Annotated in this window: 10 protein-coding genes; 3 read left to right on the top strand and 7 right to left on the bottom strand. The window is 70.2% G+C overall.

Annotated features, from left to right (window positions below):
- Positions 1 to 97: 97 nt before the first annotated feature.
- The 3 genes from WMF29_RS17570 to WMF29_RS17560 all read left to right on the top strand — a co-directional run bounded on the left by WMF29_RS17570 (position 98) and on the right by WMF29_RS17560 (position 3546).
- Positions 98 to 832, top strand: a complete 735-nt coding sequence (locus tag WMF29_RS17570; protein ID WP_437329933.1) for a type 1 glutamine amidotransferase domain-containing protein — start codon at positions 98 to 100, stop codon at positions 830 to 832.
- 690 nt (positions 833 to 1522) lie between these two features.
- Positions 1523 to 2503, top strand: coding sequence for an MbnP family protein (locus tag WMF29_RS17565; protein WP_437329932.1), 981 nt, complete (start codon positions 1523 to 1525; stop codon positions 2501 to 2503).
- Complete coding sequence (locus WMF29_RS17560; protein WP_437329931.1) at positions 2500 to 3546, top strand: cytochrome-c peroxidase; 1047 nt, start codon at positions 2500 to 2502, stop codon at positions 3544 to 3546. The genes WMF29_RS17565 and WMF29_RS17560 overlap by 4 nt, the downstream gene beginning before the upstream one ends.
- A gap of 139 nt (positions 3547 to 3685) precedes the next feature.
- Here WMF29_RS17560 and WMF29_RS17555 read toward each other — a convergent pair whose 3' ends face one another.
- The 7 genes from WMF29_RS17555 to WMF29_RS17525 all read right to left on the bottom strand — a co-directional run bounded on the left by WMF29_RS17555 (position 3686) and on the right by WMF29_RS17525 (position 15826).
- Positions 3686 to 4234 (bottom strand): hypothetical protein, encoded by a 549-nt coding sequence (locus WMF29_RS17555; RefSeq protein WP_437329930.1) that lies wholly within the window; start codon positions 4232 to 4234, stop codon positions 3686 to 3688.
- Between the two features lie 86 nt (positions 4235 to 4320).
- Complete coding sequence (locus WMF29_RS17550) at positions 4321 to 5412, bottom strand: hypothetical protein (RefSeq protein ID WP_437329929.1); 1092 nt, start codon at positions 5410 to 5412, stop codon at positions 4321 to 4323.
- A 424-nt stretch (positions 5413 to 5836) separates the two neighbouring features.
- Positions 5837 to 8608: a hypothetical protein gene (locus WMF29_RS17545; RefSeq protein ID WP_437329928.1), complete on the bottom strand. Its 2772-nt coding sequence runs from the start codon at positions 8606 to 8608 to the stop codon at positions 5837 to 5839.
- Positions 8605 to 12558: an RHS repeat-associated core domain-containing protein gene (locus WMF29_RS17540; RefSeq protein ID WP_437329927.1), complete on the bottom strand. Its 3954-nt coding sequence runs from the start codon at positions 12556 to 12558 to the stop codon at positions 8605 to 8607. The genes WMF29_RS17545 and WMF29_RS17540 overlap by 4 nt, the downstream gene beginning before the upstream one ends.
- Positions 12559 to 12740: 182 nt before the next feature.
- Positions 12741 to 14006: a beta-ketoacyl synthase N-terminal-like domain-containing protein gene (locus tag WMF29_RS17535; protein WP_437329926.1), complete on the bottom strand. Its 1266-nt coding sequence runs from the start codon at positions 14004 to 14006 to the stop codon at positions 12741 to 12743.
- Positions 14007 to 14037: 31 nt separating this feature from the next.
- Positions 14038 to 14283: an acyl carrier protein gene (locus WMF29_RS17530; RefSeq protein WP_437329925.1), complete on the bottom strand. Its 246-nt coding sequence runs from the start codon at positions 14281 to 14283 to the stop codon at positions 14038 to 14040.
- Between the two features lie 70 nt (positions 14284 to 14353).
- On the bottom strand, positions 14354 to 15826 hold the full coding sequence (locus tag WMF29_RS17525) for a DHA2 family efflux MFS transporter permease subunit (RefSeq protein WP_437329924.1): 1473 nt from the start codon (positions 15824 to 15826) through the stop codon (positions 14354 to 14356).
- Position 15827: the final 1 nt, after the last annotated feature.

The raw sequence follows: 15827 nt of genomic DNA, 5'->3' as shown, positions 1-15827 counted from the left end.
CGCTCGGATGCTCCTGGACTTGGTCGCCGGCACGCCATCGAGCGCATAGACCTTGCAATGAGCCCGAGATGCGCGCTCGCGCGTCACGAGGTCGAAGATGCTGTTTCGGAAAAGGCTGAAAGGGTTGCATGTCGCGGTGCTCGCGACCGAGGGATTCGAGCAGGTCGAGCTGACGATCCCGACGAAGGCGCTCCGCGCCGAGGGGGCCCACGTCGAGGTGCTCTCGCTCCGACGCGGGAAGATCCGCGGCCTGAACCTGTACTGGCCCGGCCGTACGGTGCGCGTCGATCGGACGGTGGAGCAAGCGGCTCCGGCCGACTACGACGCCCTGCTCTTGCCGGGCGGCTTCATCAACCCCGACCTCCTCCGGCAGAGCCGAGCGGCGCGGGAGTTCGTCAGGGCCATCGACGAGGCGGGGAAGCCCATCGCCACGCTCTGCCACGGCCCGTGGGTGCTCGCGTCGGCGGGGCGCCTGAACGGGCGGCAGCTCACGTCATGGCCTGGCATTCGGGACGATCTCGTCCATGCCGGCGCCGTCTGGCGCGACGAGGCCGTCGTGCGCGACGGGAACTGGGTTTCGAGCCGCGGTCCGCACGATCTGGCCTCCTTCACGCGCGCGATGATCGAGCTCTTCGCGGAGCGCGATTCGGCAGCGCCGAAGGGAGCGGCATCACACGCGATCTCGGCCCCGCAGCAAAGCGCGCCTCCCCCGTGGGCCGTGGCCGGGATGGTGGCCCTGTCGAGGGCCTACACAGCGCGCCGGCTCCTCGGGGCGGCGGCGGTGCTCGGCGCCGGGATCCTCGCGCTCCGGCGGCTCGCCAGGCAGGCGTGACGACCCCGCGCCATGGCACCTCGACAGCTGCTTCCGGGCGCCCGCTTCCATCCGCGGTACGTGGGGCATTTTCCGACGTTGAATCAGGACGGCGTGAGCCTCCCTCGACGCGGGTTCGACCCAAACGTTCGGCGCGGATGTGGAGCGTCGCTCCGGCACGCCTGGCGGCGGCAGCAGCTCCGGCGCGCCCGGTGGTGGCAGCGGCTCCGGCACGCCCGACGGCTCCGGTACGCCCGGCGGCGATCGCTGACAGCGGCGATGGTGAGCACGAAACGCGATCGGGAACAGGCGAACGAACAGGCGATCTTCCTCGCCGGAGCGCAGGGTCTCTTTGATGTGATCGCCGGGATCTGACCGCTCGTCAACTACGTACGTTCGAGGCGGTCACTGGCCCGAAGAGCGAACGTTGGCTGGTGAAGACGACAGGTCTGTTGATCGCGGTCATCGGCACGACGCTCGTGATCTCCGCGCGGAGAAGCCGCATCCCGCCCGAGGTCGCCCTGCTCGGCGGAGGGGCCGCGGCAGAGCGCCCCTCTCCTCTTCGCGCGCGCACCGCCCTGGCACAATGGTGCTGGCCGGCCCGGCGGCGTATCGCCGCTCGCACCACCCATCCGCGTCTCGCCCAGCAAGATCCCGGCGATGCGTCATCTGTTCCCGTGTGGTGCGTCATCGCGTACAATCGATCCCACGATGAAATCTCCTGGCTTGTTCCGGTGGTTCGGATTGCTATTGGGCGCCGCAGCTGCTTGCGGCGGGGGCTCGAATCAGCCAATCGAGTCCGGGACAGGCGGTGCGGGCGGCAGCGAGCCCGATGGGTCCGGTGGAGCGAGCAGCGCGGGTGGAGCGGACGCCCAACCGGGCGCCGGCGGCGCGGGCGGCCAGGCCGAGGCCACCTGGCCGACCGGTTGCGCAGAGCAGCCGGCGTCCATCCGGACCGAGGGCACACCCGTCGAGCTCGCGTTCGAGCTCGTCCTCGGCGGTGAGCCGTTCCTGTTCGGCGAGCCGAACGTCGCGCCGGACGGCAGCACGGTCACGCCGCTCAACGTTCGCTTCTACGTCTCCCACGCGGCGCTGATCGGGGCGGACGGCGACCTCGTGCCCGTCGATATCGTCGGCCCGGACGGCGCCCCCACCCCTTACGGGGTCCACTTCTACAACGCAGAGGACCCGGGCTCGGCCGCGCTCCGGCTGCGCGCTCCGGCTGGCAGCTACGAAGGCGTCAGCTTCATCTGGGGCTTGCACCAGGCCTGCAACAGCTCCCGGCCCGAAACGAGCGTCGCGCCTCTGGCGGAAGCCTCCCAGATGACGTGGCCGCACACCGGCCACCTCTTCCTGCGCTACGAGGGCAACGTGGCTCCGCCGGACGAGGGGGATCCCGTCGATCCCGAGGGAGAGACGGCCACGGTTCCGCCGGCGGTCCACATGGGAGGCAACCTGGTCGAGGATCTCGCGCCCAGGGTCGAGGTACGAGGCGCGCTGTCCGTGCCCGCGAGCGGCTCGACGGGCAAGGTCGTCCGGCTCGTCATGGACGAGGTCTTCGCGGGCGCCACGGCGGACGTCGACATGACCGGGTTCGTCCCGCCGCCCGGGCCCGTGGGAGACGAGCTCTTCGCGGGTGAGCGCCTGCGGCGCGGCCTCCCCGATCGGACGGTGTTCACCTTCGGTCCGTGACGCCGAGTTCCAACGTTGGCGGGGCCATCGGCCTGGCGGCGCTGCTCCTCGCGGGCGGATGCGGCGACGACGGGCCGGCGGCCCCTGGACCTTTGCCGCCGCTCGTCACGGACGCCATCCCCGCCGGCTTTCCCGCGCGCACCGCGGCGGCCAGAGCGCCGGCCGAAAACGCGCTCACCGAGGCGAGGGCCCAGCTCGGCAAGAGGCTCTTCTTCGACAAGCGCCTCTCTCGCACCGGCGAGATCGCGTGCGCGAGCTGCCACCGTCAGGAGCACGCTTTCGCCGATCCGGTCCCCGTCTCTCAGGGGGTCGACGGCCGCCTGGGACAGCGGAACGCGCCCGCGCTGGTGAACCTCGCCTGGGGCGAGAGCTTCTTCTGGGATGGCCGCGCGGCCACCCTGGAAGAGCAGACCGGGAAGCCCATCGAGAACCCCGACGAGATGGATCTACCGCTCGCCGAGGCCGTCGCTCGTGTCGCCGGCGATGACGTCTATGTGAAGGCGTTCATGGATGCCTATGGCGGGCCTCCCGGCGAGGAGTCCTTGCGCAAGGCCCTCGCGAGCTTCGTACGTTCGATCGTCAGCGCCGACAGCCCTTACGACCGGCACCGGCGCGGGGACGACACGAGCTTCGGAGACGCCGAGCGCCGCGGCGAGGCCCTGTTCCTGACCGAGCGGGCTGGCTGCTTCCATTGCCACCCGGCCGGAATGCTCACCAACGAAGGCTTCTTCAACAACGGCACTTACCTCGAGGGCGGCGACGTCGGGCGGCAGAGGATCACCGGACGCACGGGAGACCTTGGCAAATTCAAGGTGCCCGGTCTGCGGAACATCGCGGCGAGCGCCCCCTATATGCACGACGGATCGCTGGCGACGCTGGAGGAGGTGGTCGACCATTACGATCGCGGGGGGCTGGGCCATTTTTCCACCGATCCGCAGATCGATGAGCTGGGGCTCTCTCCGGACGAGAAGGCCGATCTGGTGGCGTTCCTGCGGTCGCTGACTGATGCCGCCTTTCTGGACGATCCGCGGTACCGCCCGTGAGCGGCGAGCCAGGGGCGTGGTGCCATGTCCCCGAAGGCCACCGGAGTGATGGAACAGGATTGGAACAGGTCTTTGGGTCGGATGGGACGTGTGGGAAGGGTTGCGCCTTCCAGTAGGCGAGGCCAGATCGCCGCGGTCCCTATCCCCAGGGGGCCAGCACCGCCTTGCGGAGCGTGAGCGCACGGGCGAGCTGGCCCTCGAGGAGGCGCGCGACCAGATCCGTGGCGCGATAGTCGTAGTATGCCTGGTCTCCGACGACGCGGCGGAGCTCGGGCTCGAAGCGCGCAGGCGACACCGGGAAGCGCGCCCAGTTTCCCCGGAGCGCGTGCGCCTCGCGCCGCCGGCGAGGCGTGTTGCGCATCGCGTCCGTGCGGCGATTCGGACCATCATGCCAGACCCGCTTCGAGGCTTTCTTCAGCAGCCACCCGCTCGCTCGCTCTTCCGCATCGAGGACCTCTTCCGGGATCCGCGCGACGCGCGCGAGCCGGCCACGCAGGTCGACCACCTGCGCGAGCATCGCCTCGACGGCCTCGCCGCTGACGCGCCGACTCGCCGCGCGCGCACGGAACTCACGCGCGATCGCGTCGAGGCCGCGCGGCTCCGCCAGCGCGAGCCGCAGGAGCCACCGGTCCCAGTGGCAGAAGGCGACGCCGTCGATCTCGCGCCACGTCTCCGGGCCGTAGCGCACGCCATCATCGCGCGGAAGCTCCGCTGGATGCGGCAGGCGCCTGGCTCGACCAACGTCCCTTTTCACCATCCTCTCGGCTCGTCCTCCTACTTCCAGCGGTCGAAGAAGCCCCGGCGCCGCGACTGTCGCTTCCGCATCGCCTTGAACCTCTCCGTGAACGCTGCGTTCGTGCCGTCGCGGGCGGCGAGGTCGCGAAGGTCGATCGCCAGCTTCAGCGCCTCGTCGTAGGCGCTCTTGGCGACCAGGGCCTCCAGCTCGCTCCACGCGGCGTCGAGCCGCTTGGCGAGCGCGTCGAGCTGCTTCGTCCGGGCGGCCTCTGCGGCCTTGCGCGACCGCTCTGCTCGGAGCGCCTCGGCGCGCTCTCGCTTCTCGCGACGCTCCTCGGCCGCGGCACGCAGCTCCGCGACGGTCCGTGGAACCCTCGTTGTCTTCGCCTGCACCCGAGCACGGAACGCGCGGCGCAGCTCGGCGCCGAGCGCGAGTTCCGGCTCGTCCACCGCGCGCCGCAGCCATTGATCCTTGGTGCGCGCGGGGAGCGCGCCGACCCACGCGCGGAGGGCGTCGGCGTCGTCCGGCTCCGCGCCGCTCGGCTCCGCCGCGGCCGACAGGAGATCGCCGTCGAGGAGAAGGAAGCCGGCCATCGCCTCGAGCGGCGCGGAGAGCTCACGGAGACCCGGCGGCAGCGGCGGCTCCGTTTCGTCGTCCTCGACGTCGCCTGCCTCGACCGCGAGGAGCCAGGCGAGGTACGCGGCGCGCAGATCCCCGCGGAGGAGCTCGCTCCGCGCCGGCGCCAGCGACGCGAGCGTCACGTCGCTCGTGAAGTCGTCCTCGGGCTCCTCGGTCTCGCTCACCAGCTCGATCACGACGTGCTCGCCGGCCTTCGTCATGCGCGCTGCGCCGCCGGGGAAGTACGGGCGGAGCTGCTTCTCGTCGATGCGCGCCGCCGGCAGCCGGAACATCAGCCGCCGCGTACCCCAGTTGGCGAAGTAGAGGTGCGCGTCGAAGTAGCGCTCGAGGAGCTTCGCCGGGTCGGCTTTGAGGTTACCCCACTGGTACTCGTTCCAGAAGCGCGTGGGCGTGATGTCGGCGCGCGTCGAGATGGTCCTGAGCTCCGCCATCTGCTTCGGCGTGAGGGGACGATCGAGCGCGACGAACTCGTACCACTGGTATTCGCTCATGTGTGCCAGGTCTCTCAGCGAGGAGAGCCTCGATGTTGTGCGGCGTCAGGAACACGACCGAGCGCTCGCCGGTCGTGCTCACCTGTGCAGAGATAGTGAGCAACCTGGGTTTCGATGTTTGCGTTCATGAAGCCGTTTCAGGTCACTCCTACCCTACCGGCCAACGCGATGGGCACCAAAAATCGTCCGCATAGAGCGAGCGCGACGTGGAAATAGGAGGGTTGTAACGAGAAAATTAGTCGGCTTCTCGCAATGCTTTGTGAGCAGCGGGCGGGGTGGGCAGCTCACCCGGGCTTGGGCAGTAGACCCGTGCTGCGGCGCGTGCCCTCGAGGCCTGTCAGCGACCATGGCCCGGTGACAGCTGCGAATACGCCGCCGAGATGATGTCTGAAGGGCTCGGCGCGCGACATCTCCACGCGGACGCTCAGGGCAGCCATCGCGCGACGTCGACGATCTCCCGGGCCACCGCGGCGACGCCCTGCGGTCCAGCGACGCGGGCGAACAACGGCGCCAGGTGCCCGAGGTCGTCCTTCGTCCAGTCGTCGAGGAGATCGGACCGCGGCTTCCAGCCGAGCTCGTTCAGGAGTCTCTGGCAGAGGCGGCGTGCGTGCGGCTCGGTCATCCAGGCGGCCAGCGGGACCAGCGCGAAGAGCGCCTCGTCCTCGTCGCTCGGCTGCTCCAGAGCGCGCTCGACCAGATCGCGCGCAATCGCCGGCGCGTGGTCCGGCGAGGCCCCGGCGATCGCGACCAGGGCTGGCCAGTTGGCGCCGATGTCGCGTGACAGGTCGAGGACCGCATCGGCCCCGAGAGCCCGGGTCCACGCAGCGGCGTTCCGCTCGAAGAGCAGGCGCGCGCCGTCGCTCGCCCGCAGATCGCCCGACAGCTGGGCCCAGGCGGCCTCGCGGACCGCGGCGGGCAGGTGCGCGAGCAGGGCGGCTCGCGCCTCGATCCGGTCCGACGGCTGGGGCAGCGTGTCCACCAGCGCGAGCGCATCCTCCACGCGCCCCAGATCGCAGAGGCGCGCGGCGACGGCCTTCACCACCGGGAGGTGGAGGCCGGCCGCAGCCGCGCACGCCTGGACCAGCGCGGACGCGGCGCCGGCAGGTGCGTGCGGCGCGAGCGCGCAGAGGCTCCAGCACGCGTCCGGCGGAAGCGCGTCGCCCGCGAGCAGCGACAGCGCGAGCCCCAGCGCCTCCGACGCGCCCGCTTCCCGCTCCTCCGCAGGCAGGCCCGAAGCGAGGCGAGCGAGGACCAAGTGCCGCTCCGAGGGGGGCAGCGCCTGGGACCATGCCCAGAGCCCGCGCACCGCCCCGGGAGACCATTGTGCGGCGGCCTCCGAGAGCCGCGGCAGCTCGTCGCTCCTCGCGTCGGCCGGGACCTCGGCGAACGCCTCGCGACCGAGGTCGCACGCCTCGTCCTCGGGCAGCAGCGCCGCCACGGACACGCGCGCGAGCCGGCTCTCCCTGGTCCGCTCGCGAGCGAGCCGCGCCGCTGCCTCGCGCGCGGCGGTCACGCGCGCCTGCCCGTCGAGCGCCCACGCCACGGCGGCGAGCGCGCCCCCGCCGGCGTGCTCCTCGCTGGCGGCCTCGAGCGCCCAGCCGAGCACGACGGCGCGCTCGGCGTCGGGCAGCTCGCGCGCCAGCCGGATCAGGGCACCGGCGCGCTCCGCGGCGTCGGCGATCGGCCGTCCAGCATCCAGGATGTCCTCGCCCACGCGCGGCATCTCGATGTGTGCTCCGGCGGAGCCCTCGCCTCCCTCGGCCCCTTCCTCTTCCTCCTCGTCCTCCTGCGCGGCCTGCGCAGCCAGCACACGCCGCGTCTCCTCGAAGCCAAGGATCGTCCGCACCGAGCTCGTCACGAGCAGGCAGCGGACCCGCGCGGCCAGCGCCGCCAGGAGATCGCCTCCGGCCGCGGCATCGACCAGGAGGCTCGCCGCGCACGCCGCCGTCGCGTCCACGTCGGCGATGAACCCGGACGAGCCATCCGGGCGCGTCCTCCACACGTCGAGCCACGCGCTCGAGACCAGCTCGATCCGCTCTGCGAGGCTCGCGCCGACCCGCTCCAGGTGAGCGCGCCAGTTCCGGCATACGTAATCAGAGACCGTGCCCGAGGCGAACGCGCGCTTCCCGTGGTCGGCGAACCGGCGATCGACCGCCGCGCGCTGCTGCGGCGCAAGCCGCTCTTCAACAGCCTCCGCCCAGGCCGGGTGACGGAGCGCGAGGCCCGACTCTCCCGCGGCGACGATCGGTCCGCTCAGCTCGTTCCAGACTCCGTCGCTCACCGTCGAGATCGCGAAGAGCTCCTCCTCCTCGATCGGCGCGATCGCGCCTGCAAGCCAAGGCAAAACAGGGCGGCTCGCGCCGCCGGCGCAGAGATCGAGGACCCCCGGAGCCCCGGCGTGAGCGCTCGCGAGCGGCGGCGCCACAGCCGCGGGATCCCGCGAGAGGGCCTCGAGGAGCGCCTCCACGAGAAGCGGCTCCCCGCCGCTCACACGGGCGACATCGTAGCTCACGCTGGCCGGCGGATCGCCGAGCCTCCGCCCGACGGCCTCCGCCACCTCGTCGACTGCGATCGGCGGCAGCGCGACCACCTCGGTTTCCTCCCGGAGCCCTCCGAGCACCTCGATCGAGCGCGCCGACAGCACGGCGCGCACGCCGGGGCCGAGATCTCGCAGGAAGCGCTGCGCGGCATCGGCGCTCCACGCGACGGCCTCGTCGATCCCATCGAGGATCACGACGAGCGGCCTGGTTCCGGGCGGGCGGCCCTCCTCGAGCATGCTCACGAGGTCGCGCCGCGTCGCCTCGACCCCGTGCGGCCGTTCGCCGGTGCGCCGCGGCGACCTGAGGAACGGTGCCACGCGCGCATAAAGGAGGTTCAGCGCCGTATGCTCCAGCGCCGTACCGAACCGGCGGCTCACGGGGACGAACGCGATCTCGTGCCGGCCCGTGCGGGCCAGCTCCAGCGCCCACGGGCCCAGCAGCATCGACTTGCCGCGCCCGCTCGGCCCGAGCAGCACCACGCGCGCACCGCCATGCTCCAGCCACCCTTCGAGGGCCGCCACAGCGCCAGCGCGCGCCCTCCCGCCGAGGGGGGCGCTGCTGCAGCGCTCGACCTCGCGCCAGAAGGCGCGGACGCCACGCTCCGCCGCCGCCGGGCCTGCGGCCGGCGCATCCGGTGCTCGCGAAGGAGGGATCATGTGCCTGCGAAGGGCGGCGTGCTCGACGGAGCGGTCCTGAACGGCATGGAGCGTCCCTTGTGCCAGACATTGCCGTTCCACGCCTTGCCGTCCGAGCCGATGACACCGTTCTTCTTGCCAGTGCCCCCGTTGTTCGCCGGGTGAAGGCCGAGCTCACGCATGACCTGCGCGCAGAACTTGCACGGATCCATGAGCAGACCGTCCTTGTCTGTCTTGGTCGTCATCTTGCCCTCCTTCACCTGTTTCTGCATCTCCTTCCTGATCTCGGTGTCTTCGGCCGCCGGGTCTTTCAATGTCTTACCGTTCTTCTGGCGGTCTTGCCGGATGTCTTTCGCCAGGTTGTTCAGCGCCTCGATCTCGGCACACTGTCCGGCGCTCGATGGCTTCGGCCCCGCCACCTGGCCGTCGTCGAACTTCTTGTGGGCATTGTCGACCGCGGTCTGGAGCGCGGGGTCGAGCGGCCCCCCGAACGCGCTCGATCCGCGGTGCCTCTTGCCGCCGGCGGTCTCGATCTCGCTCGAGGCCTTGGCCATGAGCCCGTCCGGATCGATGAGCCGCGTCGGCTGGTTCTCCGCGTAGGCGAATCCATTGAGGCCGCCGAAGATCCCGATTGGATCCGCGCTGATATAGCGACCCACCTCGGGATCGTAATAGCGGTTGCGGTTGTAGCAGAGGCCGATCTCATCGTCCCAGTACTGCCCACGAAAGCGGATCGGCGTCGACACCGGTGCCAAGGCGCTGCGCGCGGGCTCGACCTTTCCCCAGGCGCTCCGCCGCAGCTCGCACGCGACGGCGCCGTCGGGGCCGACGAGCCGCTCCGGCGTACCGATCTCGTCGTTCAGGTAATGATACCATTCGCCCTCCCCGGCGCGCTGCGCCCACGGCGCGCCGGCCTCGAAGACGTACGTGCGTGCCTCTGCGGTGGGGGCAGCCGCGTCGCCGGTGACCTGCCGGATCTCGTGCACGAGCTCGGCGCCATCCCAGACGAACCTCGTCGTGCTCTCCGGCCGCAGCTCCCCGGTCGAGAGCCGACGGGAAATCCGCTTGGCGACGCGCCGGGCATCCGGATCGTACGAGAACTCGACGACGGTGCCGTCGGCGCGCTCGACCGACTGCAAGAGTCCACGCGCGTCCCAGGCATACCGGGTGACCTCGAGCGCTCCGGCGGAGGTCCTGGCCCGCGTCTCCTTGAGGCGCGCGTCGTCGTCCCAGAGGAGCTCGGTGTCTCCCTTCCTGAGCAAGCGATTTCCAGGACCGTACGAGCGATCCTTCTTGCCAGCGGCGACGTCGAACACGTTCCCGCAGGCGTCGTAGCGAAAGAGCTCCGCGCGCTCGTGCTCCGGGACGTTCGCCAGGATCTGGCTCGCAGGGTCGTACTCGAAGCGGCGCGTGCCGTACGCCTGGTCCCACGCCTCGACGAGCTCCGACGCAGGCGAGTATCGGTACGCCTGGTGCACCGTCACCGACGCCGGCGCCGGGCCCACCCATTCTGGTTCGTTCGGCCCGACGTGGACGCGGCTCGACGGCGAGCAGACGCGCCGCTCGACGAGGCGATCCATCACGTCCCACACGCTCTCGATCCGGCCGCCTCGCGGCAGGGCGCGGCAAACCTCACGCCCCGCGGCGTCGTACGCGATCCGGACCTCGTCTCTTCCGTCGAGGATCACCCTCTCGGCGAGCCCGCCGACGTTGCGAATCCACCTGGCGGAGTGACCGAGCGACGTGGTGCGTTCGACGACGTCACCCATGAGATCGAAGGTACGCCGGACGGTCGCGGCCTCGCCGCCCACGATCTGGGTCTCCGACACGACCCAGCCGACGGCGTTGCGCTCATAGGTGAACGAGCCGGCGGGGCTGTCAGCGGCGATCAGGTCGCCGCGGGCGTCGTAGGTGAACCTCTCGACGCTGCCGTCGTCGAAGGTGCGCGCGATGAGCTGCCCGGCGAGGTCGTACGTGTACTCCGTCCTCTCGCCCGCAGCGTTCTGGAAGGAGATGATCCGACCATTGTAATCGTACTTGGTTCGAGACACGCGCCCGTCGAACCCACGCTCGCTGGTCACCATCCCCGCGGTGTTGAGCTCGATCCTGTGGCGCTCCCCGAGCGCGTTCTGGATCTCGACAAGGCGCCCCTCACGGTTGTACCGGAACCGTGTGCTCTCTCCGTTCGGCTTGTGCACCTCGCAGAGCTTGTGGAAGCCGCCTCGCACGAACCGGGTCACCTGCTGGTTCGGCTGGAGGACCGCGGTGCAGTCCCCCATACCGTCGTATTCGTAGCGGGTCGTCCCGCCGTCGGGCCGGTAGACGCCGGTGAGGTTGCCGCGGTTGTCATAGGTGTACGACAGCACCGCGCCGCTCGTATCCCGGATCGAGCGGCACCGACCCCAGTAATCGTAGGCCAGCTGCGTCTTGCCCCCGAGCGCGTCGGTCTTCTCGACCATGTTCCCGAGATCGTCATAGAGGTACGTCGTGCGGCCGCCGTTGGGCGCCACCGTCTCGATGAGCCGCCCGCGCCCGTCCTGGCGCACCTGGAACACCGCCCCGAGGGGGTCGGTCCAGATGAGCCCGTCGGGCGTCCGCCCGATCTCGGTGACGCCGCCTGCCGGATCGATCGCTCGGCGGACATGCCCGTCGGGGTCGCGCTCGATCTTCGTCATTCGACCGAGCGGATCGGTGATGGAGAGCTCGCGGCCGAGGCGATCCCGCTGCCAGACGGTCATGGCGCCGACCGGATCGATGAACGTCCGGAGGTGCCCGTGCTCATCGTACGTCCGGCTGAACACGGCCCCGGCGCTCACGGCCTTGTCGAGCTTGCCGAAGCGGTTCCCGAAGTAGCGATGAACCGTGATGGAGTCCGCGACTTCGACGTATCCGTCCTCTCCGAACTCCAGCTTGCAGTGGTAGATGCCTCTGGCGACCGTCTTCCCGTCAGCCAGGTGCGTCGGGACGTCCTCCGCCAGGCTGCGGTCGGGCCCATCGTCGTAAGCGCCCCACGTCTCGACGCAGCGACGCCGATCGTCGTAGCGGAATGAGAACGTGAGCCCGGTGGCGCTCGTATGGGAGGTGAGGAGGTGTTCCTGGTACGTGTAGCGCGTCGTGTATCCGTCGGCGTCGGTCGCGGACGAGAGATCCCCGGCCGCGTCGTAGCTGTACTGCGCGAGAGGCACCCAGACACCGCGCTCCCGCGCGTTCTTGATCTCGAAGGCGCCGATGCGCCCGTCGGGCGTCCGCCGGACCCGGACGATCCGTCCGACGCTGTCGGTGATCTCGGCGAGCACGCCATCCCGGTACGAGAGCCTGATCTCGTTGTTGTATCGGTCCTTGATCGCGGTCAGCCGGTATCGCTTCCCCGTCGCTTCGGCGAACACGTACCAGCGGTCGTCGCCGGTATCGAGGACGAAGCCGCGCTCCTCCCGCGCGAGGACCCAGCCGTGGGGGCCCGCCGCGCCGGCGCCCACGGGCATCGCCTCGACATCGACCGGCCCATCGTCGGTCCAGACGCGGATGATGCGCTGCCGCACCTCGATCTCCCACGCCAGAGAGTGGCTCCACCCGAACCCCAGCCCGACGTCGCGCTCGAACGCCGCGGTGGTGTACGACCGCACGATCGACAGCGGCAGCGGTCCCGGAAGCTCGACGTCGACGGCGGGAACCGTGAACACCCGGCCCGTCACCACGTCGACCGGGTCGCCCTTCGCAGCCATTCCCGATTTCTTGCCGCCATGGTGGTTCGGGCAGCCGGCGCCGTCGCCGCCGGCGCTGCCACACGCGGACTTCCCGCCGCCGCTGGCGTCCTTGCCACCGTTGGATCCATTGCCGCCCTGTTTACCGCCAGAGCCGTTTCCTCCAGCGCCACCGCCCCCGCCACCGGCCCCGCCCCCTCCCATGATGAAGACCCCCGGGTTCATTCCAGGGATGGCGGGGATGTTCGGTACAGGCGCAGTGCGGGCCATGGTCGTCTCCCGGGTCTCGTGCGGTCTTGCTGCCGTGTGATCCACACGAGCCTACACCGCCTGGCCCCCGGATGCACCCACGTGAGCCGCGGGCGGGGTGGGCAGCTCACCCGGGCTTGGAGCGCCGCTCGATCGTGGACAACGCGGTCAGGCGCCGGCGGCGCTCGAGCCGAGGCGCGCGATCATGCGCGCGAATCCGATGCTCGTCCGAGCACGATGCTCGTATTGATGCCGCCAAAGCCGAACGAATTGCTCAGGGCGACGCCGATGTCCGCCGCTTCGCTGGCCCGACCGACCAGCCTGCAAGGAGTCTCGAGGGGGTCGTCCAGGTTGAAGTTGCCGTGCACGAAACCCGCTCGCATCTGCACGAGCGTGGCCACGGCTTCAACGACCCCCGCGGCCCAGAGGCAGTGACCCGTCACGACCTTCGTCGAGTTCACCGGGACCTCCGCGCAGCGCTCGCCGAGCACCTCCGCGATCGCCCGTAGCTCGACCTCGTCGCCCAGCGGCGTTCCGGTGCCGTGCGCGTTCACGTAGCTCACGTGGCTCGCGCCCGCACCTGCGTCGGCGAGCGCGCGGCGCATGGCGCCGACTTCGCCTTCAACGGACGGGCTCGAGCCGCTCTTGGCGTCGAGGACGATGCCGCCCCCGAGCACGCATCCGAGCGGCTCCGCACCCCTGGCACGAGCGGACGCCGCGCTTTCCAGCAACAGCGCGGCGCTCGCCTGGCCAGGGATGAAGCCCCCGTGGCGGCGATCGAACGGCCTGCAAGCTCGGTGCGGGGCGTCGAGGAAGAACTCGCCGCCGAGCGCGCCGATGCTGACGAGCGTCTGCATTTGAAAGAGCGACAGCTCGGCGAGCGCGCCGACGACGAGGCACGCATCGGCCTGGCCGCCGCAGACGAGGCGCGCGCCGTGAATGATCGCGACGTTTCCGGACGCCGACGCCCCGGCCACGCACATCCCCTCGCCGCGGATGTCGAACGCCTCGCTGACGCACCCAAGGACGTCGGTGTCAAGAATCCGGAGCGCCGCGCTCGGGCTCACGTAGGCGGGTTCTTGTCGGAAGGCCGGCAGCGCCTCCTGCTCGAATGCGTGCGTGAGGTTCTGCCCTCCGACGACGATGCCGATCCGTTCGCCGGAGAGCGCCGCGCCGGCCGGCCACAACGCCTCCGACGCCGCGAGGAGCGCGGCTTGTACGGCAAGAGGAGCTCGAGCGCCGAGCTTGCGGAGGCGCGGGTGAAGTTCGCCGGTCCGGCCTTGACCGCCGAACGCGACCTGAAGAACGGCCTCCGGCACCGGAGCCTCGATGTAGCCCGCGCGCGTCGAGATCGCGGGCGACGTGACCGTGAACGGCCGTGCCCCCTCGCGGAGCGCGCGCTCGAACGACGCGACCCCTGACCCAAAGGGGCCCACGATGCCCATGCCCGTGACAAGCACGCCTTTCATGCGAGCTCCGCTTCTCCTCGGGGCGTCGCCGTCAACCGCTGAGCTTGCGATACAGGACGTCGACGAGCCCGCCGATGTTCTTCGCCTCGGCGAGCTCGCTGCCCGGCACCTTGATCCGCAGCGCCGCCATGGCCCCCACGACGATCTCCGCGCGATCGACGGAGTTGGCCCCGAGCTCCGAGAGGCTCCTCTCCGGGCGCAGCAAGGTCGCATCCACCTCCGGAAGGACCATCACGATGTTTTCACGCACGATCGACAACACTTCATCACGCGTCATGACTCAACCTCCTCCTGGGCGCCCCTCATGCAGCGTCGCTGCATGAGCTTCATTTCCAACCGATGAGAGTTCAGCCGGCTGCCGGTCGGCTCCCCCCCGCGGCGAGCGGACCGACCGGGCTCGTGCCGGAACGAAAGCCTTGAGCCACGATGATGCCCGTGAGCACCGTGGTCACCAGCAACATCAGGAACACGTCGCGAAACCCATCGACCTGCGCCTGCAGCGGCGCTCGCAGCGGGCCCTCGCCCGAGGCCATGTCGACGTGCGACATGACACGCCACGACCAGAGCCCGGTGACCGTCGCGACGCCCACGGTCTGGCCCAAGAGCCGCGCCACCGACAAGAGCCCCGCCCCGATGCCCGTGCGCGCCGTCTGGATCGACGACATGATGGTCGCGCTGTTCGGTGTTTGGAAGAGCCCCACGCCGACCGCCAGGACAAGGAACTTCAGCGCATACTCGACCTTGCCTGTCTCTTGGGAGAGCGTGCTGATCGCGTAGAAGCCCACCGCCGTGAGCAGCAGTCCGCCGAGGATGAGGCGGCGCGCGCCGAAGCGATCGCTCAGACCTCCCGCGAGCGGGGCAACCACGGTGAGCGCGATCGGGGTCACGGCGAGGAGCAGCCCCGTGGTTCGAACGCTGAGGGCGAGCACGTTCTGCAGATAGAAGGGCATCAAAACCAGGGTCCCGCCGAGAGCGATCGAATTCAGCACCGCCCCCGCCAGGTTCGTGCTGAAGAGCGCGTTCCTGAAGATCCGCAGCTCGAGGAGGGGCGTCTTGACCTTGAGCTCGACGACGACAAAAGCGATGAACGAGCCCACGCTGACCGCCCAGAGCGCCGCCGCGCCCTCGGGACCCATCCCCGAACGCTCGCCCCCGGTGATCGCGATCACCAGGCTTGAGATCCCGAGAAAGAGCGCGGTGGCGCCCAGAAGATCGAACGACTCCTGCGCGGCCGGACGCGTCGCCGGAATATCGCGCAGAGCGCGCACCGCCGCGAACAGACCGATGGGGACGTTGATCAGGAAGATCCAATTCCAGCCCAGCGAGGAGACCAGAACTCCTCCGAGCCCCGGCCCCAGAATGAGCCCCAGGGAGACGGTCGCGCCCATCATGCCGAACGCCTTCCCGCGCTCGGCCGGCGCGACGAGCTCGGTCACCAAGGCGGGCCCGAGCGCCAGCAGGATGGCGCTTCCGACGCCCTGGACCGCGCGTCCCAGGAGCAGCCACCCGGCGTTCCAGGGGACCGCGCAGACCGCGGAGCCCGCGGTGAAAATAACGATACCAGCGATGTACAACCGCTTCTTGCCGAAGATGTCGCCGAGACGGCCCATCGCGAGCACGAGCCCGCTCGTGACGACCAGGTACGAGAGTACGATCCACTGCAGGACCACAAACGAGCCGTGCAAGGCTTCGCCGATCGAAGGGAGCGCAACGTTGACGATGCTGCTGTCGAGCATCGACATGAAGATGCATACCAGCACCACCACCATTGCCCGGCTCAGTCCGCCCTTGACAACTTGATCGTTTTTTGCGTTTTCCATG

Origin of the sequence: Sorangium sp. So ce381, from assembly GCF_051473845.1 — a bacterium.
Classification (GTDB): domain Bacteria; phylum Myxococcota_A; class Polyangia; order Polyangiales; family Polyangiaceae; genus Sorangium; species Sorangium atrum.
Note: the sequence above shows the minus strand (reverse complement) of the source record. Positions and strands in the feature narration are given on the sequence as shown.